Raw genomic sequence first — 21,355 nt, forward strand, 5'->3', positions numbered from 1 at the left:
GGCCTTACGCCCCAGCGTGAGGAATGGCCATGGGCGTTTTGACTCCTTTACGTCGCGTGAGCGATCTGGTCAATCAGGTCGCTATCGTGGTGTGTGTAGGCTGTATTTTGGCGATGCTGGGCATCTCTTTTACCGCATTTTTATACAAACTGATCACGGGCAGCACGCTGAGCTGGACCTACTCGCTGGCGCGGCTGTTCCTACCTTGGATTGGTTTTCTTTCGATGACGATTTCACTGCGCTATGGCGAGCACGTCGCCATGACACTGCTGGTACGCAGCCTGCCAAAAGTGATGGTGCAGGTGGCCGCCGGGCTCTGCCTAGCGGTGATCGGCCTATTTGCACTCTTGCTCACCTGGTACGGCTGGGACTACTTCACTAGCGCCACCCAGGTGTACATGGTCTCTGACCAAATCCGCATTCCTAGCAAGGTCACTGCCATCGTGGTGCCGATAAGCGGCGTGATGATGCTGCTGCACTTGGTGCATGGGTTTGCACTGCTGGAACACTTTATGGACGAGCAGGACGTGATTGGCGAGCTTATCGACACCGCTGATAGGGAGCACCGCTCATGACACCTGCGATCATTGCGTTCGTCGTCCTGCTACTGATTGGCGCGCCGGTAGCCGTCGTGATGGCGATGTCCGGTTTGGCGGGCGGTTTTGCCATTGGCGGCGAACGGATGCTCGGCATCATCGCCGACCGCATGTTCTCCGGCGTTTCCGGCTTTCTGCTGATCGCCGTACCCTACTTCATTTTCACTGCTGAGCTAATGAACCAGGGCGGGCTAACCCACAAGCTGATTGCCTTCAACAATGCGCTGTTTGGCCGAGTACGGGGCTCGCTTTCTCACGTGAACATTTCGGTCTCGGTATTCTTTGCGGGCCTCACGGGGGCAGCGGTGACCGATACGGTGGCCATCGGCAAAATCATGATTCCCGAAATGAAAAAGCAGGGGTACGACGCGGAGTATGCGGCGGCAGTGACTGCATGCTCGTCGATCATCGGGCCGATCATTCCCCCCAGCGTGGTGATGGTGGTCTACGCTACGTTGCTGCGGGATATTTCGGTCATCGACTTGTTTGCCGGTGGCATCATCCCTGGCTTGCTAATGGCCTTGGCACTGTTGGGCGTCAGCTTCTTTTTAGCCTGGAAGCGCAACTACCCGAAACAAGCCCCCACGCCCTTCAAAATGGCCATGATGTCGTTCGTGCTGGCACTACCCGCGCTGGTGGTGCCGGTGATCATTCTGGGCGGCATTCTCTCAGGCCTCACGACCATTACCGAAGCGTCGGGGTTTGCGGCGGTGTACGCCATCGTGATCGGCGTGGTGTTCTACCGGAACCTGACGTGGCGAAAAATCTGGGAGGCGCTCGTCACCACCGTGCGCTTTTCTGGGGTTGTGTTTTTCCTGCTGGCCACTTCGGCGGTGCTGGGCTGGTTCGTGACCCGCTCCGGTATCGCTCGGGATGCGGCCAGTATCATCACCACCTTTAGCGATGCGGCCTTCGTGCAGCTGATGCTGGTCTGCCTGCTGCTTCTGGTGGTGGGAACGGTAATGGACGTACTGCCCGCGCTGGTGGTCATTGCGCCAGTGCTAGTGCCCGCGATGATTCAGCTTGGCTTTGATCCGCTCCACTTCGCTATCCTGATGATCGTGGTGCTCAATATCTCCAACGTTACACCGCCGGTGGGAATGACGCTAATGACGGCCGCGCGAATAGCCGAGGTGCCCTACGAACGGGCCATCGTGGCATCGCTGCCGTTTTATGTCTCGTTCTTGGTGGTGATCGTGCTGCTGGCGGCCTTCCCGGCGCTCTCCACCTGGATACCGTCACTGCTGTGACTAGCTAAGGACTGCGACTCATGAAGTGTTTTTACCACCCTGACCAAGCGATGCATGCGCCGCCTACCTTCCTGCTACGTGGCCAGCCCGCCGCCTCGCCAGAGGGCCCGGTGCGTGCCGAGCTGCTAACGCAGGGGTTAGCGAAGGCTGGCTTAGTGCTCACTGCGCCAGTGGAGTCAGACTCTCCCACGCTGCGTAAACGCCTGGAGCAGATTCATACGCCGCGCTATTTGACGTTTCTCGAAACGATCTACGCCCGCTGGCAGGCGCTGCCCAATGCCGCCGAGTTCGTGGCACCCAACATTCACCCCTGCGGCGGCGGCTTCCACTATCCCCGCCATCCCATTGGGCAAGCGGGCTGGCACCTGCACGATATGGCTTGCCCGCTTAGCGCGACCAGTTTTCAAGGCGCACTGGCCTCCGCCGCCACTGCCCAGGCAGCCGCTGAAGCCGTGCTGGCGGGGGAGGAAGTTGCCTATGCGCTATGCCGCCCGCCGGGCCATCACGCCGGGCCGGAGCGGGCTGGCGGCTTTTGTTTGCTGAATAACTCGGCGCTGGCCGCCACCGTGCTGCGCGAACGTTTTGCCAAGGTGGCGATCATCGATGTGGACCTGCACCACGGTAACGGCACCCAGGATATTTTCTACGCCAGGGGCGACGTATGGACAGGCTCGCTGCACGCTGACCCGAGTGATTTTTATCCCTTTTTCTGGGGCGGCGCGGACGAAGAGGGTGGCGATGAAGGTGTAGGGGCCAACGTCAATCTCCCTCTGCCGGTGGGCAGCGATGGCGAGGTCTATTTGGATGCCCTGGCGATTCTGATCGACCACCTGCAGCGCTTTGAACCGGATGCCGTCGTGGTGGCACTCGGACTCGATGCCCATAAAGAGGACCCGCTCGCGGGCCTCAACGTGGAAACCGAGGCGTTCATCGAGGTGGGAAAGCGCCTGCGAGCGCTCGCGCTACCCATGGTCATCGTGCAGGAGGGTGGCTACCCCACCGAGCATTTAAGCGCCAACCTGGCGGCCTTTATGCAGGGGTTTAACGTATGAGCAGCACCGGTTTCTATTGGCACGAGCGCTGCTTTTGGCACGATCAGGGTGCCATCGGCGTATTCTCTGCGCCGGGCGAATTTCTGCAGCCCCAAGCCGCCTCGGAAAGCCCCGAGAGTAAGCGGCGGTTGAAAAATATCCTGGAAGTCAGCGGGCTGATCGACGAGCTGCACGTGGTCAAGCCCCCCGCTGCCACGCTGGCCGACCTTCAGCGTTTTCATACTCCGCGTTACCTGGAGGAACTCCAGGCAGGGGACAACGCCCAGGGTGGCAACGGCGGCGACTGCGCGCCTTACATGCCGGGCAGTTGGGCGGCGGCGACGCGCTCAGCAGGGCTGGCCATCGCCGCCGTGGAGGCCGTGGCGCTGGGGCAGGTGGAAAACGCCTATGCCCTCTGTCGCCCGCCGGGCCACCATGCCGAAGCCGACCAGGGCCGAGGGTTCTGCCTGCTGGGCAATATTCCCGTGGCGGTGCTGCGTGCCCGTGCCCTTGGCCAAGCCAACCGGGTGGCGATACTCGATTGGGACGTTCACCACGGCAACGGCCAGCAGTCGGCGTTCTATCATGACCCCGATGTTTTTACCATTTCGATACACCAAGCGGCCAACTACCCGCTGGACACCGGTGGTTTCGATGAGCAGGGCGAAGGGGCCGGGGTAGGCGCTAACCTGAACCTGCCGCTGCCTCCTGGCTGTGGCCTAGGGGCCTATGCGTATGCCATGGAAACGCTGGTGCTGCCCGCGCTGGAAGCGTTCGCCCCCGACCTGATCGTGGTGGCCTGCGGCTATGATGCCTGCGCCAAAGACCCGCTCGGCAAGATGCTGCTCAACAGCCAAGCCTTCGCCACCATGACCGCCCACGTCAAGGCCGTGGCAGAACGCTGCTGCAGCGGCAAGCTGGTGATGGTGCATGAGGGCGGATACTCCGAAGGCTATGTGCCGCTCTGCGGCCACGCGGTGATCCAAACCCTCGCGGGCAGTCACACGGCTGTGTTCGACCCGCAAAACGACGAAATTGCCGCCTGGGGCTACCAAACGCTGCAGCCGCATCAGCAGGCGCTCATCGATGGCTGGCAACGACAGTGGGAGCAAACGACCCGATGACACCGCTTTATGATCGTGACGGCTGGATTTGGCAGGATGGCCAGTGGCTGGCCTGGCGGGACGCCAAAGTGCATGTGTTCACCCATACGCTGCACTACGGCATGGGCTGTTTTGAAGGCGTGCGCGCCTACGCAGGGCCGCAAGGCCCGCAGCTGTTTCGAGTGGCGGAGCATACCCGCCGATTAGTGGAAAGCGCCCACGCGCTGGATATTCCGCTGCCGTTTAGCGAAGCCGAGCTGATCGATGCCCAGCGTGAAAGCCTGACCAAAAACGGGCTAAGCAGCGCCTATTTAAAGCCCACCGTGTTTCTAGGCGCCGAAGGCCTGGGGCTGCGTGCCCAAGGGCTGACCACCCATGTGATGATTGCCGCCTGGGATCTAGGGCCCTACCTTTCCCCTCATGCAGCGTCCCACGGACTGCGCGCCTTGACCTCTTCCTGGGCGCGTCACCACGTCAACATCAGCCTGTGCCGCGCTAAAACCAGCGGCCACTACGTGAATTCGATGCTGGCGCTCAACACGGCAGTCAAAGCGGGCTTTGATGAAACCATCATGCTCGACCCCGAAGGCTATGTGGCCGAGGCCTCGGCGGCGAACGTCTTTTTACTACGTGATGGCGTGCTGCACACCCCGGAAGTGACCTCCTGCCTGCAGGGCATCACCCGGGATAGCGTCATTCAGCTGGCCCGGGATGTGTTGGGCATCGAAGTCAAAGAGCGGCGCATTACCCGCGATGAGCTTTACACCGCCGATGAGGCATTTTTGACCGGCACCGCCGCCGAAATTCTGCCGCTAAGAGAGCTTGATGGGCGCAGAATCGGCACTCGCGCCGGGGCGCCGCCCCTTAGCGAGCCGATGGCGTCGAATAGCGTGACGGCTCGGCTCCAGCATCTTTATCGCCAAGCAGTGCGCGGCGAGTTAGACGCCTACCGGCACTGGCTAACACCGGCATAACGGTGGCTGATCGCTTTTTAATCGCCCCGGCATCGCACCGGGGCAAACGGCGCTAGCCGTGCTGCTGAAGCGCTTTTTCCAGCGTGGCCAATCTGCCGGGCGCTAACGCGTCCTCGACCGCCGTAATACGGATCACGTTGGCCAGTTCTGGGTGGGCCAAGCGGGCAACCAATACGCCCTCGGCCAACAGCTCCTGATGAACCGCCGCCGCCAATTCCGCACTGGAGAGCCGAATGCCGACGAAGTTCGTCGCGCTGGGCAGCACGTCGGCCCCCAAACCAATAAAGTGCAGCGCCAGCTGCTCGCGGCGGGCTTTCACCGCTTCGATGTGCTGGCGTACTTCGTCGGGGTGATCGAGCACGACTTCAGCCGCCGCCTGGGTGAACGACGACACTGCGTAGTGAATACGCACTTTCATCATCATCGCCAGCACGTCGGGCTCGGCAATCGCGTAGCCAATACGCATCCCGGCCAGGCCGTGGGCCTTGGAGAGCGTACGCAGGCGAATTACCCCCGGCAGCGCTTTGCCGAGGAACTCGCTGCCTGCATCATCACGAAAATCGCCGTAGGCCTCGTCCAGCAGCAGCCAGCATGCCTCCGGCAGCGCCTCGCGCAGCTTGAGAATCGCGCTATCGCTATGCAGGTGGCCGCTGGGGTTATCGGGGTTCGCTAGATACACCAACCGCGCCTCTTCTTGATGGGCGGCGGCTGCCAGCGCTTCTAAATCCGGGGCGAGCACGCCGGGGGCTTCATGGTAGCTGGGCTCGATCAACCGGCAGCCCTGGCCTTGGGCGAAGTAACCAAACGTGGGGTAGGTGCCTGCGGTGCTCACCACCGCATCGCCCGCCGTGCAGGTGGTGCGCAGCGCCAGGGCGATCAGGCTATCGGCACCGGCATCCACCAGCAGATGCTCCAGCGGAATGTTCTGCTGTGCGCTCAAGCGCTGGCGTACCCCCAAGGCCTCGGCATCGCCATAGCAGTACACGTGCTGTGCCACCGCGTCGCCAAAGTGCTCCCGCAGGGCGCGGTGGGGCATGTCTAACCCCTCGTTAGAACCCAGCCGGTGCGGAAGCTCCCGGCCAAGTTTACGCTCCAGCACTTTAATGCCCGGGAAAGGGTTGTGGGGACCTTCGCCGGTCAGGTGCGCGGGGTAGCGGGGCGTTGTATGCGAGGACATGGGCGAATCCTAACTATAGAAGTGGTTAACTTAAAATCTTACCGCGATTCAGTAGCCGGTATGGGTCAAGCGCGTGCTTTAGCGTCTGCATCAGGTCGATTTCCTCGGTAGAGCGGCAGGTGCTGAGCCAGGGACGTTTCTCCAGGCCGATACCGTGCTCGGCAGAGACCGAGCCGCCCAGCGCGGCCAGCGGTCGATAGACCATGGCCTCTACCTCGCGGCGAACCGACAGCTCGGCACTGCCCGCGCTGACGGAAATATGCAGGTTGCCATCGCCTAAATGGCCAAACACCACCAGCCGTGCATCGGGCCAGCGTTGGGTCAACTGCGCTTCCAGCGCATCGGTATAGCGCTGCATTTCGGCAATCGGCAGGCTGACATCGAAGGTCAATACGGGGGCAAGTCCTTTGACCAGGCCTTCGATATCCTCGCGTATCGCCCACAGGCCGTCGCGCTGGGTGCTCGACTGCGCCAGGACGGCATCGACGATCAGCTCGCTCTCCAGCGCGCCTTCCAGGGCTTCACGAAACTGGGTAGCGTTACGCTCGGCGTCGCTGCCTAGCGATTCGGTGATCACATAGAAAGGGTGCTCAGGGGCAATCGGTGGAGCGTGGCGGCCAAGCGTTTCCGTCAGCAACCGGTAGTGGTTCTGCCACATGACTTCGAAAGCACCCAAACTGCCGCCCAGCGCTTTCCCCATCTGGCTGAGCAGCCCCGTCAGTGCGTCGAAGGAGGGGCAGGCCACCATGGCGGTTTGTTCAAAAGGTGTCGGGGGCTGCAAGCGCAGCACGGCGCGGGTAACGATCCCCAGCGTACCTTCGCTGCCGATGAAGAGCTGCTTTAAATCGAACCCGGCGTTGTTCTTCAGCATCCGGTTCATGGAGCTGACCACCCGGCCGTCGGCCATGACGGCCTCTAGCCCCAGCACCTGTTGGCGCATCATGCCGTAACGAATCACCCGAACGCCTCCAGCGTTGGTGGCGATATTGCCCCCGATGGTGCAACTGCCCCGCGCGCCCAAATCCAACGGGAACTGCAGGCCTACCTCTCTGGCGGCTTCCTGCACCCGCTGCAGCGGTGCCCCCGCCTGCACGGTCAGCGTCCCGCCCACGCGGTCTATCTCTTCGATGGCCGTCATGCGTTCGAGGGAAATCACCAGCTCGTCGGGGCATGCTTCGGCGCCGTGCACCAGCCCCGTCAAACCGCCGTGAGTCACGATTGGCTGCCTTGACTCATGGCAGGCGCGCATCACCGCCGAGAGCTGTTCGGTATCCGCCGGCCGAACGATGGCGCCTGCTTGGCAGGGCGCGCCGGTCATCCAATCCTCACGCCGACTGCTCACATCGTCGCCGGTCAATACATGAGGCGCGCCGACGATGGCACGCAGCGTTTTCAGGGGTATTTGCATGTGGGTTCCTTCGCCTATCGTGTCCATTTTGTCAATCACGCGGTGGCGGCCACGGGCGCTTCGCGGCCTGGAATGGCGTCGAGCAGGTCTTGGGTATACGCCTCACGCGGGGCGAGGAAAATCTGCTCGGCGCTGCCCTGCTCGACGATACGGCCGTGCTGCATTACCACGATGCGGTCACACAGCTGAGCGGCGACGCGCAGGTCGTGGGTGATGAACAGCAGCGAAAGCGACAGGCGCTGTTTCAGTTCCTCCAGCAGCTCCAGCACCTGGGCTTGAATGGAGACGTCGAGGGCGGAGACGGCTTCGTCGGCGACGATCAGTTCCGGGTCGAGCGCCAGCGCTCGGGCGATGCCGATTCGCTGGCGCTGGCCGCCGGAAAATTCGTGGGGATAGCGCTCCACAGCGCTGGCACCCAGGCCCACCATATCGAGCAATTCTCCTGCCTGTTTCAGTGCGGCGGCCTTCGGCGTGCCGTTGGCCATCGGCCCTTGGGCAATCGCCATGCCCACCTTAGTGCGTGGGTTGAGCGAGGCGTAGGGGTCTTGGAAGATCATCTGCACCCGGTGGCGCTCGCGGCGCAGCGCGTCGCCTTTTAGCTGCGAGAGGTTGACGCCGTCCAGCAGCAGCTCGCCGCTATCCGGGTGCTCCAGACGCACCACACAGCGGCCCAGGGTCGATTTCCCCGAGCCGGATTCGCCCACGATACCCACGGTTTCCCCCCGGGCGAGCGTGAGCGATACGTCATTCAGCGCATGCACTTCACGGGCAGGCTTGAACCAGCCGCCTCGCGAGCGGAACACTTTTTGCAGCCGCTTGATTTCCAGCAGCGGTGCGACCTGGCCGATGTCGCGGTGGGGCGGCACCGCATTGCTGGGAATGGCCGCAATCAGCGCCTGGGTGTAGGCGTCTTGAGGGTTCTCCAGCACCGAGCGGGCGTCGCCCAGTTCGACGATCTTGCCGTGGCGCATCACGCAAACGCGGCTGGCAATCTCGGCCACCACGCCAAAATCGTGAGTAATAAACATCACGGCCATGCCGCGCCGCTGCTGTAGGTCGCGAATCAGCGCCAGAATCTGCGCCTGGGTGGTGACATCCAGCGCCGTGGTGGGCTCATCGGCAATCAGCAGCGTGGGCTCCAGCGCCAGCGCCATGGCGATCATCACTCGCTGGCGCTGACCACCGGAAAGCTCGAACGGGTAGGCGCGAATGGCTTTCTCCGGCTGCGGAATACCGACTTCGATGAGTAGTTCCAGCGCGCGGGCCTGGCGCTCCTTGGGGGTAAGCTGACCGTGGGCTTCGAATACTTCGGCAATCTGTGCGCCGACGCGCATCAGCGGGTTCAGGGCGGTCATCGGCTCTTGGAAAATCATGCCGATTTTCAACCCGCGCAGGGTGCGGTGCTGCTTTTCCGTCATAGCGAGCAGATCCTGCCCTTCGAACAGTACCTCGCCCTGGGTGGCGTTCACGCCTTTGGGCAGCAGGCCCATGATGGCGTTCGCCGCCATCGACTTGCCGGAGCCCGATTCACCCACCACGCACATGATTTCACCGCGCATGACCTCGTAGCTAACGCCCTCGACCGCGAGTGCACGGTCGGCCCCTTTCGGGAGGGCAATGCTCAGTTCGCGAATGCTGAGAACCGTTTCTGTAGTGACATCCGTCATGGCGAGCTCCTAGCGTTCGCGGGAAAGTTTCGGGTTGAGGGCGTCGTCGAGCCCTTCGCCCACCAGGTTGAGCGCGAGCACCGTCAGGAGGATGGCCAAACCGGGGAAGAAGCTTAGCCACCACGCCTGACGAATGACCGTGCGCGCCGCCCCAATCATGTAGCCCCAGGACATCACGTTGGGATCGCCCAAACCGAGAAACGACAGCGCCGACTCCAGTAGGATCGCGGTGGCTACCATCAGCGAGGCCAGCACGATAATCGGCGATAATGTGTTGGGCAGAATCTGGCGCAGGATGATCGTGCTATTGGACTGGCCCACCAAGCGGGCGGCTTCGACATACTCGCGGTTGCGCAGCGACATGAACTCCGCGCGCACCAAACGCGCCACCGGCGGCCAGCTGACAATCGCAATCGCCAGGACGATCGAGGTGACGCTGGGCTGCATGATCGCCACCAGCACGATGGCCAGGGCAAAGTTGGGAATCGTCTGGAAGAACTCGGTAAAGCGCATCAGCGCGTCGTCGACCAAGCCCCCGTAGTAACCGGCAATGGCCCCAAGCGGCACGCCAATCAATAAAGCAACGCAGGTGGATACCAGCCCGATCAATAGCGAGACCCACGCGCCGTGCATCAGGCCCGCCGCCACGTTACGGCCCATGGTGTCGGTGCCCAGCAAAAAGCCCTCCTGGGAGAACGGCGGCAAAAAAGGCCGCTGCACCATGCGCCAGGGCGATTCAGGAAACAGCACGGGGGCCAGCACCGCCATGGCAATCATCAGCAGCAGAATGACCAGCCCCACGAGGGCCCCACGGTTCTGCGCAAAGCGTGCGAAAAAGCTCATGACGCCCCCTTGATACGCGGATCGGCCAGGCGATACACCACGTCGGTGATGATGTTGAAGACGATGACCAGCGCCGCCGAGAAGAAGAAAATGCCCAGCAGCAGGTTGTAGTCACGCTGCTGCAGCGCTTCGAACATCAGGCGGCCGATACCGGGCCAGGCAAACACGGTTTCGGTCAGGATCGCCCCGCCCACCATTTGCCCGGCCTGCAGGCCCGCCAGCGTAATGATGGGCAGTAGGGCGTTGCGCAGCACGTGGCGGCGCTGAATGACGCCCGGCTTGAGCCCTTTGGCCCGCGCCGTTTTGACATAATCCTGCTGAGCGGCATCCAGCATGGAGGTGCGCGTCATGCGGGTATAAATCGCCATGAAAAATAGCGCCAGCGTAGTGGCGGGGAGCACCAAGTGCTTAGCCACATCGAGCACCAGCGCAAACCCTGTGTGGCCCGCGCCCACGGTATACAGCCCGTAGGCGGGCAGCCAGCCCAGGTAAACCGAGAACACCACCACCGACATCAGCGCCACCCAAAACAGCGGCGTGGCGTAGAACACCAGCGCTAACGCCATGATCAGCGAGCCGGACGGTTTCTTGACACGGGCGGCCGCCATGGAGCCGGCCACGATGCCCAACACCAGCGAGAGTACGAAGGCGGTGCCGGTGAGTAGCAGGGTGGCAGGTAAGCGATCCATGATCAGATCGAACACCGGCACGCCCAACCGGTAGGAGTAGCCGAAATCGAGCATGGCGATACCTGACACATAGCGCCAAAGCTGCACGTACATCGGCTGGTCGAGCCCGAAGCGCTCGCGCAACTGGTCGAGAAACTCCTGGTCGGCGGCACCGGCTTCGCCCGCCAGAATGGCGGCCGGGTCCCCGGGCGCCATTTGAATCAGTAAAAAGTTAAAAATGACGATGAGAAACAGCACAATCACGGCTTTGAACAGCCGCATCAGAACGAGGCGCGCATAAACCATAAGTCGTTTCCTGGCGGATACCTTCGAGACATAGCTAACGAGCGATAGCTAAAAAACCCAGGCAGCTCGCGCTACCTGGGTGGCTTGGCCTAGCGATCTAACCAAGCATCTTTAAAGCCGTCGTTGACCCCCACGCCCGAAGTGACGAGGTTTTTCACATCACAGCGGTACAGCGTCGGGAAACCCAGTTCCATCAGCCAGCCGACCGGGACATCCTCATGCAAAATTTCCTGTACTTCGTGGTACAGCGCTTCACGCTCTTCATCGGGGAAGGCGGTGGCGGCCGCGTTGAAAAGTTCGTCGACGCGCTCGTTTTCATAGCCTTCGACGTTATTCCAGGGCGAGCCCTTGGCGATGTTGTCGGACAGGTAAGTGCGTGAAATCCCCAATGCCGGGTCGCCATACTGATAAAGGTAGGTAAAGGCCAGGTCGTAATCCCAATCGCCCAGGCGCTGGTTCCAGCCGCCCACGTCGGTGGCTTGGGTGCTGACGTTGATACCCACTTCACGCAGGTTTTGTTGCACGGCTTCGGCCCAGCGGGTCCAGGTCTCGCCGTAGGGCAGCGGTAGGATGGTGATCTCCTCACCGTCGTAGCCCATTTCGTCGAGCAGCTCGCGGGCACGCTCAGGATTGTGATCGTAGGGCTCCAGGTCGTCGTGTTGGAAACGCGCGTTAGAGCCAAACGCCGAGAGTGGTACGTTGCCCAGGCCGTTCCACAGCACGTCCTTGGCAAACTCGCGATCCATGGCGTACATGACCGCTTGGCGGAAGCGTTTGTCGGCGGTCGGGCCTTCGCGGTTATTCATCCACAGCATGGCGAAGGGGCTAAAGTACTCGTGGCCCTCTTCGGTCATACAGACGTTATCCATGGCCGACAGGCGCGGAATATCGAAGTTTTCCACGGTGCCGCTGGGCAAGACATCGATGGTACCGTTTTCGAACGCCACCGCGCGGGAGCCGCCATCGGGAATCACGTGCCAGTTGACGCCATCCAGATAGGGTAGCCCCTCTTCGTAGTAGTCGTCATTTTTGACCAGCTCGATGACGGTGCCGCGCTCCCAGTTGGCAAACTTGAACGGGCCCGTGCCAATCGGGTGATCGTTATGCTCGTTATTACGGAAGTCGGTGCCCGCGTAGAGGTGCTCGGGCACCATGGTGAATGTGCCCGCCTCGAACGAGATCAGGAAAGGCCCAAATGGCTCCGTCAGTGTGAACACCACCGTGTGGTCGTCGGTGGCCTCGATGCTTTCCACATGCTGTAACACGGCCCGCGCGCTGGGATTCAACTCACGGTGGAAAACATCGGCGGAGAACACTACGTCATCGGCGGTGAAGGGTTCACCGTCGTGCCAGGTCACGTCTTCCCGAAGGTGAAACGTGTAAGTTCGCCCATCGTCACTGACCTCCCACGACTCGGCCAACTGCGGCATGGGTTCTAAATCCGTGGTGTAACGCAGTAGCCCCTCATAGATATTGCCCGCGACGGTGCGGGTAGGGGCGTTTTGAATCATGCCCAGCACCAGGCCCGGCGGCTCAGGCTGAATGATCGTATCGATGGTGCCGCCCGATTGGGGCTCTTGTGCCGTGGCGGCGGTGGAAAGGGCAAGCGCTGCAGCGGTAATGGCCAAAGCCAGTGGTGTCTTCATGTTTCCTGCTCCTCGGTTATTAGCACGTAATGTGTTTACGTCGTCGTTAGGCGAGCGAGGCGTGACGGTTGAGACCGATTGTGATGTTTGTTGGAGGTCCTCTTTGACCATAGCAGCGCTTGGTTAAACTGTCGACAGTCGTCAATCGGCCGTCGACAAAGAGCCCTTTTTTGTCATACTGAGCAGTATATGAATGATCGAGAGTGCACTTTATGGCCCCTCCGCTAGCAGCGCCCAATACCTACATTCAGCAGCATAACCTTGTCGAGCAGGTGGCCGATTACTTAACGCAAGCGATTATTCAGCAGCACTTTTTACCCGGCGAGCGCCTGTCAGAAGTCCAGCTTTCCAAAGACCTGGGCGTGAGTCGTGCACCTGTGCGTGAAGCAGCACGTTTGCTGGAGAGTCGCGGCCTGCTGATCTCGAAACCACGGCGGGGGTTTTTCGTCCGGGCGTTGAATGCCGTTGAACTGGAAGACGTCTTCGATCTGAGGCTGTGCTTGGAGCGGCACGCCATCCAGCGTTTGGCCGAGCGTTACAGCGGCGAGGCTGAGCGCGCATTGAAGCAACAAGTAGAGGTGTTGTGCGAGGCGGCCGCCAGTAACGACGGGACGCGCCGTATCGAGGAAGACCTGCAGTTTCACCGCCTCATGTTGCACTACGCAGGCAACGAGCGGCTGCTGCGCGCCTTCGATAACCTGACCCACGAGCTGCGGCTCTGTATCACGCTCATCACCAAGACCCACGAAGCCCCCGACACCATCGCCATCAGTCATTTCAAGCTGCTGGATGCCCTAGCCAGTGGCCAGGCGGCCACGTGCCGCGATGCCATCGATTACCACATCGGCGTCGCCCGCGATTTCGTGGTGAAAGGGGTGAGCGACAGCGGAGCCCCCTTACCATGAAGACGTTCTTTCACGCGGATCAGGCGCTTCATCATCCGCAGACCTACTTCTCCCGGGGCAAAATGCGCACGCCTCAAGAAGTGCCCGAACGCGCCATGCACTTGCTGGCCGCCGCCAAGCGGCTGGGCTTTGATATTCGGAGTCCTGCGGATCACGGCGTGGGGCCGATCAGGGCCGTGCACTCGCTGCCCTATCTGCGTTTTCTGGAAAGCGCCCATCGGCGCTGGCAGGCGGTGGGCGAGGATTGGGGGGAGGAGGTGATCTCCAATATCTTCGTGCGTTCGCCCAACGCCCTGCGCGGCATCCTGGCCGAAGCGGCGCGCTACCTGGCCGATGGCAGCGCGCCGGTGGGGCAGCACACCTGGCACTCGGCGTACTGGTCGGCGCAAAGTGCCGTGGCGGGTGCCGAGGCGTTGCTGGCTGGAGATCGGTTTGCCTATGCATTATCACGCCCACCGGGCCACCACGCGGGCATCGACTCAGCGGGTGGTTTCTGCTTTCTCAACAATGCCGCCATTGCGGCTCAGCATCTCACCTCGCGGTTTCCGCGCATCGTCGTGCTCGACCCGGACATGCACCACGGTCAGGGCATACAGGAGATTTTCTACCAGCGCGACGATGTGCTCTACATCTCCATCCATGGCGATACCACCAACTTCTACCCGGCGGTCTCCGGTTTCGAAGAGGAGCGCGGGAAAGGGGCAGGGCTGGGCTACAACCTCAACCTGCCCATGCCGCACGGATCAAAAGAAGCAGTGTTCTTCGATAGGTTGGCGGACGCTTGCCAGGCCATTCGCCTGTTCGAACCCGACGCGCTGGTACTGGCGCTGGGGTTCGATATCTACGAGCGCGACCCTCAAGCCAAAGTGGCCGTCTCTACCGCCGGGTTTGCAGAACTTGGCCAAAGGGTAGCCAGCCTGAACGTGCCCACCCTGGTCGTGCAGGAAGGCGGCTACTACCTGGAAGGGCTGGAAGCCAACGCGGTGAGCTTTTTTGAGGGGTTGCGAGCACGCCGTTGATAGCGACCTGGAGATGACCCCCGCACGTTAGAGAAGAGTAAGACAAGCGCTGGAGGTGTCTGGCAAGATAGCGTTTTCGGACGTTAAACGATCAAGGACACGGCATGGCGCATCTGCTACGCATCGTGATGATTCACGGCCACCTGAACGGCGTGGTCGAACTCAGTGTGGACGGCCACACCAATATTTGCGGCACCAACGCGTCGGGTAAAACCACGCTCCAGCGGCTGGTGCCGGTGTTTTACGGCGAGCTGCCCAACAAGGTGGTGCCGAAAACCCGCATGAAATTCGATGCGTTCTATCTGCCCCATCGCAACAGCTACCTGGTATACGAATACCGCCGCGAAGCGGGTAACGTGTGCCAGGCGGTGCTGACCCGCAAGCAGGAAGGCGGCGTGGAGTATCGCTTCGTCGGCGCGCCTTACCGCCCGGAAGACTACCTGGTCGACACCGAGCAGGGCCCGTTGGCGCTGGACTACACCCAGTGGGCCAGCGGGCTGCGCCGCAGCGGCACGCCGATGTCGCCCAAGCTGGGGGCCACCTCCGAGTTCCGCTCGGTGATTCAGAACGACTTTACCCAGCTCCACGGCAACAGCCGCGATGGCCTGAAGCTGCGCCAGATCGCCGCCCAGTTCAGCCTGGTCAACCCCGAGCGGCGCATTCGCCATATCGAAAAGCTGGTCTCGGCGGTGCACGCCAAAGAGGGCAAGATGGACACCCTCAAGACCATGCTGGCGGCGATTTTCGAAGAGGACGGCGTCGAGCTGCCGGTTACCCGCATTCGCAGTGCCAAGGCCCGCGAGTGGATTCACCAGATGCGCCAATCCATGCGCCTGGAGCCGCTGCAGGCCGCGTTGGTCAAACTCTCCGGCATCGACCGCGAGCTGGCCGAGCTCGACACCACCCTGTGGCAACTCAAACCCCAGCTGGCCGCCGACCGCGAACAGGCCCAGCGGCAGGTCGCCGACCTGGAAGGTGAGCTCAACCGCCACCAGCGGGAGTTTCAGGCCGAAGAGCAGGCCTACGGCGAACGGCGGGATACGCTCAACGACCAGCACAGCGAAGTGGCAAGCCAGCTGCAGCACGCCCAGCACCGCCTCAACGACCTGCAAACCCGCTTCGAGCAGTACGCCGATGCCGACATGCCCGGCCTGGAGCGGGACATCAACGCGCTGCCCCAGTGGCGCGAACAGCGCGACCAGTTGCAGCAACACCTGCAAGTGATGCAGGACGCAGTCAAGGAAAGCCAGGCGCGCCTGGATGGCCGACTGCGCGAACTCTCTGAAAACCTCGCCCGTCAGACTCAAGAGAACCAGGAACTGATCGACGCGCTGGTGGAGGAGAAAGCCGAGCGCCGCGAGCAGCAGTGGCAAACCGAACAGCAGCACAACGAACGCTATCAGCAGGCCCGCCAGCGGCTGGAGAGCGAGTATCAGGCCCAGCTGGAGCTAGGCGTCGAGCAGTTGGCCGAGCTGAAGGCCCAGCTGGCCATGCCCAGCCAAACCCGCGAAGAAGCCCAGGAAGCCGAGCTGGCCCAGGCGCGGTTGGACGATGCCCAGCAGGCCCGCAGTGCCGCTGCCACCACCCTGGAAGCGCTGCGCCGCGAGCTGGACGCCCACAAGCGCGAGCGCGACACCGCCGAACAGCATCTCGTGCAGTGCCGCCAGCAGCGGGAGCGCGCCGAGCAGCACTGCTACACCCTTTACCAGCAGCAGACCCCCGAGCAGGGCAGCCTGCGCCACTTTTTGCGCTACCACCGCCCCGGCTGGGAACAGCAGCTTGGCAAGGTGATCGCCCCGGAACTGCTGGAGCGCCGCGACCTCGCCCCACAGCTAGCGGAAAGTGCCAGCGACGACCTGTTCGGCCTGACACTGGATCTTTCCGCCATTGCGCTGCCCGACTATGCTCAGGACGAAGCCAGCCTGCTGGCCGCCATCGAAGAGGCCGAGAGCGCCAAGGCCCGCGCCCAGAGCGCCTGCACCGCCGCTGAAAAGGCCCTCAAGCAGCACAACGAGCGGGTACAGCAGGCCGATGAAGCCCAGGACACCGCCCGCCTGGCCCACCAGCGCGCCGAGCAGGAGGTGGAGTACGCCCTGGAAGCGCGCCGCCAGCAGCAGGCCCGCCACGCGGAAAGCCAGAAAGCTCGCCGTGCCCACATCGAAGCCGCCCTGGCCCGCCAGGAGCAGGCCCAAACCGAGCTGCGCGACGAGAAGCGCGACGCCCTGGCCGAGCTGGCCGAGACACACCAGGGCCAGCTGCTGGAACTCAAGGCCGACGCCCAGAGCCAGCTCGATGGCCTGGATGCCCAGTTACGCACCTATAAACAGCAGCTCAGCGATGCCAACGCCGAACACCAGCGCCAGCGCGCCGAGCTGGAAGAAGCCTTCAGCCAGGAACTGGCCGAGCAGGGCGTCGACCCCGCCCAGCTCAAGGCCACCCGAACTCGCCTGGAAGCGCAGAACGAGCGCATTCGTAAAACCGCCGCCCGCCAGGAAGAACTGGCCGAGTACCAGCGCTTCATGCGCATCGAGTGGGGCCAGCACAAACCGCAGCTGGTAGCGGAAGAGGCCGAACTGGCCCAGCGCGACCAGCAGCTCAAACGCGATAAAGCGCATCTGAAAAACGCCTTCCACGCTGCCAGAGAGGCCCACCAGCAGGCAGTGAACGGCCTGAAGGCCCAGCGCGATAGCGCCCGAGGCACCCTGGACACCCTCACGCCGCTGCTCAACCAGCTGGAAAGCCTGGAGCTGGTGGCCGAAGGTGCGCCAGCGGAAGCTAGCGTGGGCGATGTGGACGAACGCATCGAACGTACCCGCCAAGCGCTGACCAGCCGCCACCAGCAGCTAGAGCAGCTGCGGCGTGGCTGCCTGGAGGTGGAAAGCCAACTGATCAAGGACGCCAGCAGCGGCTTTGCCGATGCCCTGCAGAGCGAACGCGACAAGCTGCCCAGCGACAGCCCACGGCTACTGCTGCCGCTTTTACGCGGCATGCTCAAACTGCTGGAAGACCAACAGCAGCAGCTGATTCAGGAAGGCCGCAACCTCAGCGACGACCTGGACAAGTTCTTCATCGTCTTCCGCGACCTGAACCGGCGCATCAGCGCCCAGAGCCGTCGGCTTTCGGAAGAGGTCGCCGACGACCTGCGCCTGGAAGGCATCACCAAGGCGGAAGTGCGCATTCAATCCACCATCGACGAGCTGGGCTTCTGGGAACCGCTCAAATTGTTCGCCCAGCGCTACAAGGCGTGGCGGGAGTCCGGCCAGACGCTGCCCAGCGACGACTACCTCAACGCCCTGGCCGACGTGGTCGATTTGCTGCGCAGCGACCAGCAGTACAGCTTCGAAAGCCTGCTGCGCCTGGAGCTGCACCTGAACGAAGGCGGCACGGACCTGGTGATCAAGAACGACCGCCAGTTGCTGGAGTCCTCCAGCCATGGCATGGCGTATCTGATTCTGTGCAAGTTCCTGCTGGCGTTTACCCGCCTGCTGCGGGGCGATGCGCACATCGCCATCCACTGGCCCATCGATGAGATCGGCACCCTGGCCTACCACAATGTCGAAAAACTGTTCGATGCCTGCGACAGCAACCGCATCCATATCGTCGGGGCCTTCCCCAACCCGGAATCCGACGTACTGCTGCTGTTCGCCAACCGCTACCTCATCGAACGGGACGCCCAGCAACAGCGCCAGCTCAAGCGTATCGAGCCGCGTCTCAGCGCGCTGGCGCAGAAAATCAAGCAGCGCCAACAGGAGGTGAGCGCATGATCGAACACGGCCCCCTGCTCGAACGCCTGCTGGCCGGCGACTTCATCTGCGCCGTCAGTGAAGAGAACGCCTACCGCCACCTGGCCAACGAAGAGACCCGCGAGGCCATCGACGCCTACCTGCGCCCGCTCAATCGGCGGCTGGCCAGCAACGAGGATGCTAGCGTCTACTTCCTGGCCTGGCGGCAGCTCAACGACACCGCCCGGGAGCAGCTCTCCCGCCAGCTCGCCGACACCCTCAACAGCCTGCTGCCCATGCTGGAGTGGCTGCAACTGGTGCAGGAAGCGCTGGGCCGCGACGCCTTGGCCGCCCCTGGTGATGTGCTCAAGCCCGCCGAGTTCAGCGCCAAGTGCGAAGACAACCAGAGCCTGCGCGAGCGCCTGGAACGGCTGGCCACGGACAGCTTCTTTGGCTCCCAGAGCGACCAGCTGGATGCCCAGGTGAAGCAGATCTTCAAACGGCTGAAAGAGCACGGCTACCTGATGCAGCCCCACAGCGAGCGCCAGGTGTTCGTGGTGACGGGCAAGATGGATTACCTGGTGGACGTAGTGCGCTTCATCCGCGACGAAGAGAACCTGCCCATCGATGCCGACGAGGACATGGGCACCCAGGAGGCCCTGCTGTGAGTCGGCGTGAGAATAGTGCTTTAGGCAATGGGGCGGGCAGTGGCGTGAGCGAGCTGGAGAGCCGCCTGCTCAAGACCGGCGCGGAGCGCCTGGCGCTGCTGGGCAAACACGCCGAGCGGCTGATGCAGGCCTACACCCGCGACGACGTACCGCTGGAAGGCCTGAGCGACGGCGCGCTGCGCAAGCTGCTGGCCGCCCGGGTGCTATGGCGGCCCGACGAGCAGAGCGGCGTCAAACTATCGCCCAAGGTGCGCGACCTGATTGCCGAAATGCTCGCCGACGAAACCCGCCGCCACGTCAATGCCGACGTGGCCGAAACCCTGGAGCTGATTCGCACCCAGGTAGATAGCTACCGGGAAGCCCGCAGCAAGGGCGAACACTGGCGCCAGGAGCAGCAGCTACTGCGCCTGCGCCAAGAGGTGGACGACCTCAACGGCCGCTTTGCCGACGCCATCGACAGCCTGTGGCAGCGGCTCAACAGCGATTTCGGCTTCGTCAGCCAGCTCAACGACAAGATCCGCGAGAACGACCGCGCCCAGAAGCAGATCGTGCGCCTGCTCGATGGCCTCGCGCTGATCGACTTCGACGAGCTGATCGCCCTGGTGGGCAGCGACGGCAGCCTGCGCAAACTGCTCATCAGCCAGCTCCAGAACCGCCTGAGCCACCACTACACCAGCCTGCGGGAAGTGCAGCGGCGGCTGATCGAACTCATGGCCCGCTTCCGCAAGCAGCAGGCCCGCAGCCGCCTGATGACCGGCATGGCCGCCTTCCTGCGCGAACACCCGGGCTTCGTGCCCGGCAACTACGCCCAGCGCAGCGAGGTGCCCGCGCTGTTCAACCGCGCCGCACCGCTCAACGCCGCCGCCGCCCCCGCGCTGGACCGCGCCCTGGACACCCGCGTTCTGGCCGAGCTGCTGCACGAACTGCCCGCCCCGCGCCACGCCGCACAAAACGTCGCCGTGGCCAACGCCGTGCAGATCGCCGAAGAGAGCCTCGCCGCCGCCCGCCAGCAGGCCCTCAAGCTGGACGTCGAGCGCTTCTACCTCGCAGTGCTCGACCAGCCCCCGGCCGAGCCGGTCAGCGCCCTGGCGTATCTGCAAGAGAGCGGCCTGGAGTGGGCGTATGAAATCTGGCTGTTCCAGGTGATTGCCGAATACCAGGGCCTGCCGCGCAGCGAACAGCAGGCCTTCCGCCTGCAGCAAGAGGAGAGCAAGGCCAGCGCCTATAACGACCTGCGTTTGATTCACGATGTGGCCCTGGCGGTGGCGGTATGAACCTGCCCAGCCGCGCACGGGCAGGGCTCAACGGCGTGGCCCGGGAACTCAACCGCCAGCCCACGGTGGAGAAGCCCCGCCGCCAGTGGGTAGACGACGTCGTCGCCTGGTGCCGCCAGCAGGATATTGACCTCGGCATGCGGCTTTCCAGTCAGTCCCTGCGTTTCGACGCCGAGCTGCTGGCGCAGATCGATAGCGTTCTGGCCAGCGCCCACCTCGCCCCGCTGGGCCGCTCGCTCAGCGGCCTGAGCAGTGCCGCCCAGGCCAAAGAGGGCGTAGAGGAGGACAAGGCCACCCGCGAAGGCCCCCGCGCCTGGCGCGTACTGCTCAGCCTGCCGCCCCAGCCCACTCTGGGGCTTGCAAGCGAGCCGCGCTGCAGTCGCGACGTGGACGTTCGCCACCTTACGTTGGGGGCCTTCGGCGCGCTGGTGCAGGTGGAAAACCTCGACAGCTTCTACGCTTTCAACCCGAACATTAGCGCCCTCAGCGGCTACGCCAACCCGCTCATCGCCTACCGAGGCGACCGCCACTACGGCGGCGGCTTCGCCCACCTGGCCGAGGTATGGCGCAAAACCCGCAGGCCGCACCTCTACGCAGGCGACTTCGACGCCAAGGGCGTTACTCTGGCGCTCGACAGCGGTGCCACACACCTGCTGCTCCCCGACATCGCGTGGCTCACCCAACACGCCACCCCCCTGCACCAGCCCACCGGGCAGCTCCCCTACCAACGGCGCCTGCGCCAACTCCACGTCAGCCTACCGCCCCAACACCCGCTAAGGCCCTACCTCACGCTGCTGGAAAAACAGCGCGGCCTCAAACAGCAGTGGTTTGAGGGGGAGTTGGTGGCGGTGGGGGTTGGCTAATGGCTTGCTTCTTGGCTGGTTTGGCGTGGAGCATCAGCCGTGCAGTGCGTTTTTGGCGGCATGAAGGGCAGAGCAAAACGCACCAGCATGCGAATGTTGGATATGCCGCCTATTTTCCCTTTGCCTTCAGGCGAATCAGTGGGATAGAGTCGATGGAGCTGGCTACATAACCTCAATGAATGAGCGGTCAGGTTTATTGGACTTATGCAGACTTCCATATAATCACTGTTAGGCA

Annotated in this window: 17 protein-coding genes; 11 read left to right on the forward strand and 6 right to left on the reverse strand. The window is 62.8% G+C overall.

What is annotated here, in order from left to right; translation table 11 throughout:
• Nucleotides 1-29 precede the first annotated feature (29 nt).
• Genes FHJ80_RS00210 through FHJ80_RS00230 form a run of 5 tightly spaced genes read left to right on the forward strand, consistent with a single transcriptional unit; the run spans nt 30 to nt 4,954 of the window.
• Entirely contained in the window at nt 30-575 is a 546-nt protein-coding gene (locus FHJ80_RS00210) for a TRAP transporter small permease (protein WP_139525070.1), read from the forward strand.
• Nucleotides 572-1,846: a TRAP transporter large permease gene (locus tag FHJ80_RS00215; protein ID WP_139525071.1), complete on the forward strand. Its 1,275-nt coding sequence runs from the start codon at nt 572-574 to the stop codon at nt 1,844-1,846. Before FHJ80_RS00210 ends, FHJ80_RS00215 begins: the two co-directional genes overlap by 4 nt.
• Before the next feature lie 20 nt (nt 1,847-1,866).
• Nucleotides 1,867-2,898, forward strand: coding sequence for a histone deacetylase family protein (locus FHJ80_RS00220; RefSeq protein WP_139525072.1), 1,032 nt, complete (start codon nt 1,867-1,869; stop codon nt 2,896-2,898).
• Entirely contained in the window at nt 2,895-4,001 is a 1,107-nt protein-coding gene (locus tag FHJ80_RS00225; RefSeq protein ID WP_139525073.1) for a class II histone deacetylase, read from the forward strand. The genes FHJ80_RS00220 and FHJ80_RS00225 overlap by 4 nt, the downstream gene beginning before the upstream one ends.
• Nucleotides 3,998-4,954, forward strand: coding sequence for a branched-chain amino acid transaminase (locus FHJ80_RS00230; protein WP_139525074.1), 957 nt, complete (start codon nt 3,998-4,000; stop codon nt 4,952-4,954). The genes FHJ80_RS00225 and FHJ80_RS00230 overlap by 4 nt, the downstream gene beginning before the upstream one ends.
• 52 nt (nt 4,955-5,006) lie before the next feature.
• On the opposite strand, the gene FHJ80_RS00235 is transcribed toward FHJ80_RS00230, so the two are convergent.
• The 6 genes from FHJ80_RS00235 to FHJ80_RS00260 all read right to left on the reverse strand — a co-directional run bounded on the left by FHJ80_RS00235 (nt 5,007) and on the right by FHJ80_RS00260 (nt 12,669).
• Nucleotides 5,007-6,131 carry a histidinol-phosphate transaminase gene (locus FHJ80_RS00235; RefSeq protein WP_139525075.1) on the reverse strand — a complete coding sequence of 375 codons (1,125 nt, stop codon included), beginning with the start codon at nt 6,129-6,131 and terminating at the stop codon, nt 5,007-5,009.
• A 25-nt stretch (nt 6,132-6,156) separates the two neighbouring features.
• The gene (locus tag FHJ80_RS00240) at nt 6,157-7,539 is read right to left on the reverse strand and encodes an FAD-binding oxidoreductase (protein WP_139525076.1); all 1,383 of its coding nucleotides are present in this window, start codon (nt 7,537-7,539) and stop codon (nt 6,157-6,159) included.
• A 35-nt stretch (nt 7,540-7,574) separates the two neighbouring features.
• Nucleotides 7,575-9,206 carry an ABC transporter ATP-binding protein gene (locus tag FHJ80_RS00245; protein ID WP_139525077.1) on the reverse strand — a complete coding sequence of 544 codons (1,632 nt, stop codon included), beginning with the start codon at nt 9,204-9,206 and terminating at the stop codon, nt 7,575-7,577.
• Nucleotides 9,207-9,215: 9 nt separating this feature from the next.
• On the reverse strand, nt 9,216-10,049 hold the full coding sequence (locus FHJ80_RS00250; RefSeq protein WP_058579887.1) for an ABC transporter permease: 834 nt from the start codon (nt 10,047-10,049) through the stop codon (nt 9,216-9,218).
• On the reverse strand, nt 10,046-11,023 hold the full coding sequence (locus tag FHJ80_RS00255) for an ABC transporter permease (protein ID WP_139525078.1): 978 nt from the start codon (nt 11,021-11,023) through the stop codon (nt 10,046-10,048). The genes FHJ80_RS00250 and FHJ80_RS00255 overlap by 4 nt, the downstream gene beginning before the upstream one ends.
• Before the next feature lie 89 nt (nt 11,024-11,112).
• Complete coding sequence (locus FHJ80_RS00260; protein ID WP_139525079.1) at nt 11,113-12,669, reverse strand: ABC transporter substrate-binding protein; 1,557 nt, start codon at nt 12,667-12,669, stop codon at nt 11,113-11,115.
• A 212-nt stretch (nt 12,670-12,881) separates the two neighbouring features.
• Between FHJ80_RS00260 and FHJ80_RS00265 the strand changes: the two genes are divergently transcribed.
• From FHJ80_RS00265 to FHJ80_RS00290, 6 genes are all read left to right on the forward strand, one after another.
• Entirely contained in the window at nt 12,882-13,574 is a 693-nt protein-coding gene (locus FHJ80_RS00265; RefSeq protein WP_139525080.1) for a GntR family transcriptional regulator, read from the forward strand.
• Nucleotides 13,571-14,593, forward strand: coding sequence for a histone deacetylase family protein (locus FHJ80_RS00270; protein ID WP_139525081.1), 1,023 nt, complete (start codon nt 13,571-13,573; stop codon nt 14,591-14,593). The genes FHJ80_RS00265 and FHJ80_RS00270 overlap by 4 nt, the downstream gene beginning before the upstream one ends.
• Nucleotides 14,594-14,697: 104 nt before the next feature.
• On the forward strand, nt 14,698-18,357 hold the full coding sequence (locus FHJ80_RS00275; protein WP_139525082.1) for an ATP-binding protein: 3,660 nt from the start codon (nt 14,698-14,700) through the stop codon (nt 18,355-18,357).
• Nucleotides 18,354-18,983: a hypothetical protein gene (locus tag FHJ80_RS00280; protein ID WP_139525083.1), complete on the forward strand. Its 630-nt coding sequence runs from the start codon at nt 18,354-18,356 to the stop codon at nt 18,981-18,983. The genes FHJ80_RS00275 and FHJ80_RS00280 overlap by 4 nt, the downstream gene beginning before the upstream one ends.
• Nucleotides 18,980-20,257 carry a hypothetical protein gene (locus FHJ80_RS00285; protein WP_255303811.1) on the forward strand — a complete coding sequence of 426 codons (1,278 nt, stop codon included), beginning with the start codon at nt 18,980-18,982 and terminating at the stop codon, nt 20,255-20,257. The genes FHJ80_RS00280 and FHJ80_RS00285 overlap by 4 nt, the downstream gene beginning before the upstream one ends.
• Nucleotides 20,254-21,120, forward strand: coding sequence for a hypothetical protein (locus FHJ80_RS00290; RefSeq protein ID WP_139525084.1), 867 nt, complete (start codon nt 20,254-20,256; stop codon nt 21,118-21,120). The genes FHJ80_RS00285 and FHJ80_RS00290 overlap by 4 nt, the downstream gene beginning before the upstream one ends.
• Nucleotides 21,121-21,355 lie beyond the last annotated feature (235 nt).

Source organism: Halomonas sp. BL6 (assembly GCF_006228115.1).
Taxonomy (GTDB): Bacteria; Pseudomonadota; Gammaproteobacteria; order Pseudomonadales; family Halomonadaceae; genus Vreelandella; species Vreelandella piezotolerans.

What these genes read in the sequence shown, in the direction of transcription:
- FHJ80_RS00245 (WP_139525077.1), bottom strand. Translation starts at nt 9,206, where the DNA reads ATGACGGATGTCACTACAGAAACGGTTCTCAGCATTCGCGAACTGAGC.
- FHJ80_RS00265 (WP_139525080.1), top strand. Translation starts at nt 12,882, where the DNA reads ATGGCCCCTCCGCTAGCAGCGCCCAATACCTACATTCAGCAGCATAAC.
- FHJ80_RS00220 (WP_139525072.1), top strand. Translation starts at nt 1,867, where the DNA reads ATGAAGTGTTTTTACCACCCTGACCAAGCGATGCATGCGCCGCCTACC.
- FHJ80_RS00250 (WP_058579887.1), bottom strand. Translation starts at nt 10,049, where the DNA reads ATGAGCTTTTTCGCACGCTTTGCGCAGAACCGTGGGGCCCTCGTGGGG.
- FHJ80_RS00260 (WP_139525079.1), bottom strand. Translation starts at nt 12,669, where the DNA reads ATGAAGACACCACTGGCTTTGGCCATTACCGCTGCAGCGCTTGCCCTT.
- FHJ80_RS00275 (WP_139525082.1), top strand. Translation starts at nt 14,698, where the DNA reads ATGGCGCATCTGCTACGCATCGTGATGATTCACGGCCACCTGAACGGC.
- FHJ80_RS00290 (WP_139525084.1), top strand. Translation starts at nt 20,254, where the DNA reads ATGAACCTGCCCAGCCGCGCACGGGCAGGGCTCAACGGCGTGGCCCGG.
- FHJ80_RS00230 (WP_139525074.1), top strand. Translation starts at nt 3,998, where the DNA reads ATGACACCGCTTTATGATCGTGACGGCTGGATTTGGCAGGATGGCCAG.
- FHJ80_RS00215 (WP_139525071.1), top strand. Translation starts at nt 572, where the DNA reads ATGACACCTGCGATCATTGCGTTCGTCGTCCTGCTACTGATTGGCGCG.
- FHJ80_RS00270 (WP_139525081.1), top strand. Translation starts at nt 13,571, where the DNA reads ATGAAGACGTTCTTTCACGCGGATCAGGCGCTTCATCATCCGCAGACC.
- FHJ80_RS00235 (WP_139525075.1), bottom strand. Translation starts at nt 6,131, where the DNA reads ATGTCCTCGCATACAACGCCCCGCTACCCCGCGCACCTGACCGGCGAA.
- FHJ80_RS00240 (WP_139525076.1), bottom strand. Translation starts at nt 7,539, where the DNA reads ATGCAAATACCCCTGAAAACGCTGCGTGCCATCGTCGGCGCGCCTCAT.
- FHJ80_RS00225 (WP_139525073.1), top strand. Translation starts at nt 2,895, where the DNA reads ATGAGCAGCACCGGTTTCTATTGGCACGAGCGCTGCTTTTGGCACGAT.
- FHJ80_RS00255 (WP_139525078.1), bottom strand. Translation starts at nt 11,023, where the DNA reads ATGGTTTATGCGCGCCTCGTTCTGATGCGGCTGTTCAAAGCCGTGATT.
- FHJ80_RS00210 (WP_139525070.1), top strand. Translation starts at nt 30, where the DNA reads ATGGGCGTTTTGACTCCTTTACGTCGCGTGAGCGATCTGGTCAATCAG.
- FHJ80_RS00280 (WP_139525083.1), top strand. Translation starts at nt 18,354, where the DNA reads ATGATCGAACACGGCCCCCTGCTCGAACGCCTGCTGGCCGGCGACTTC.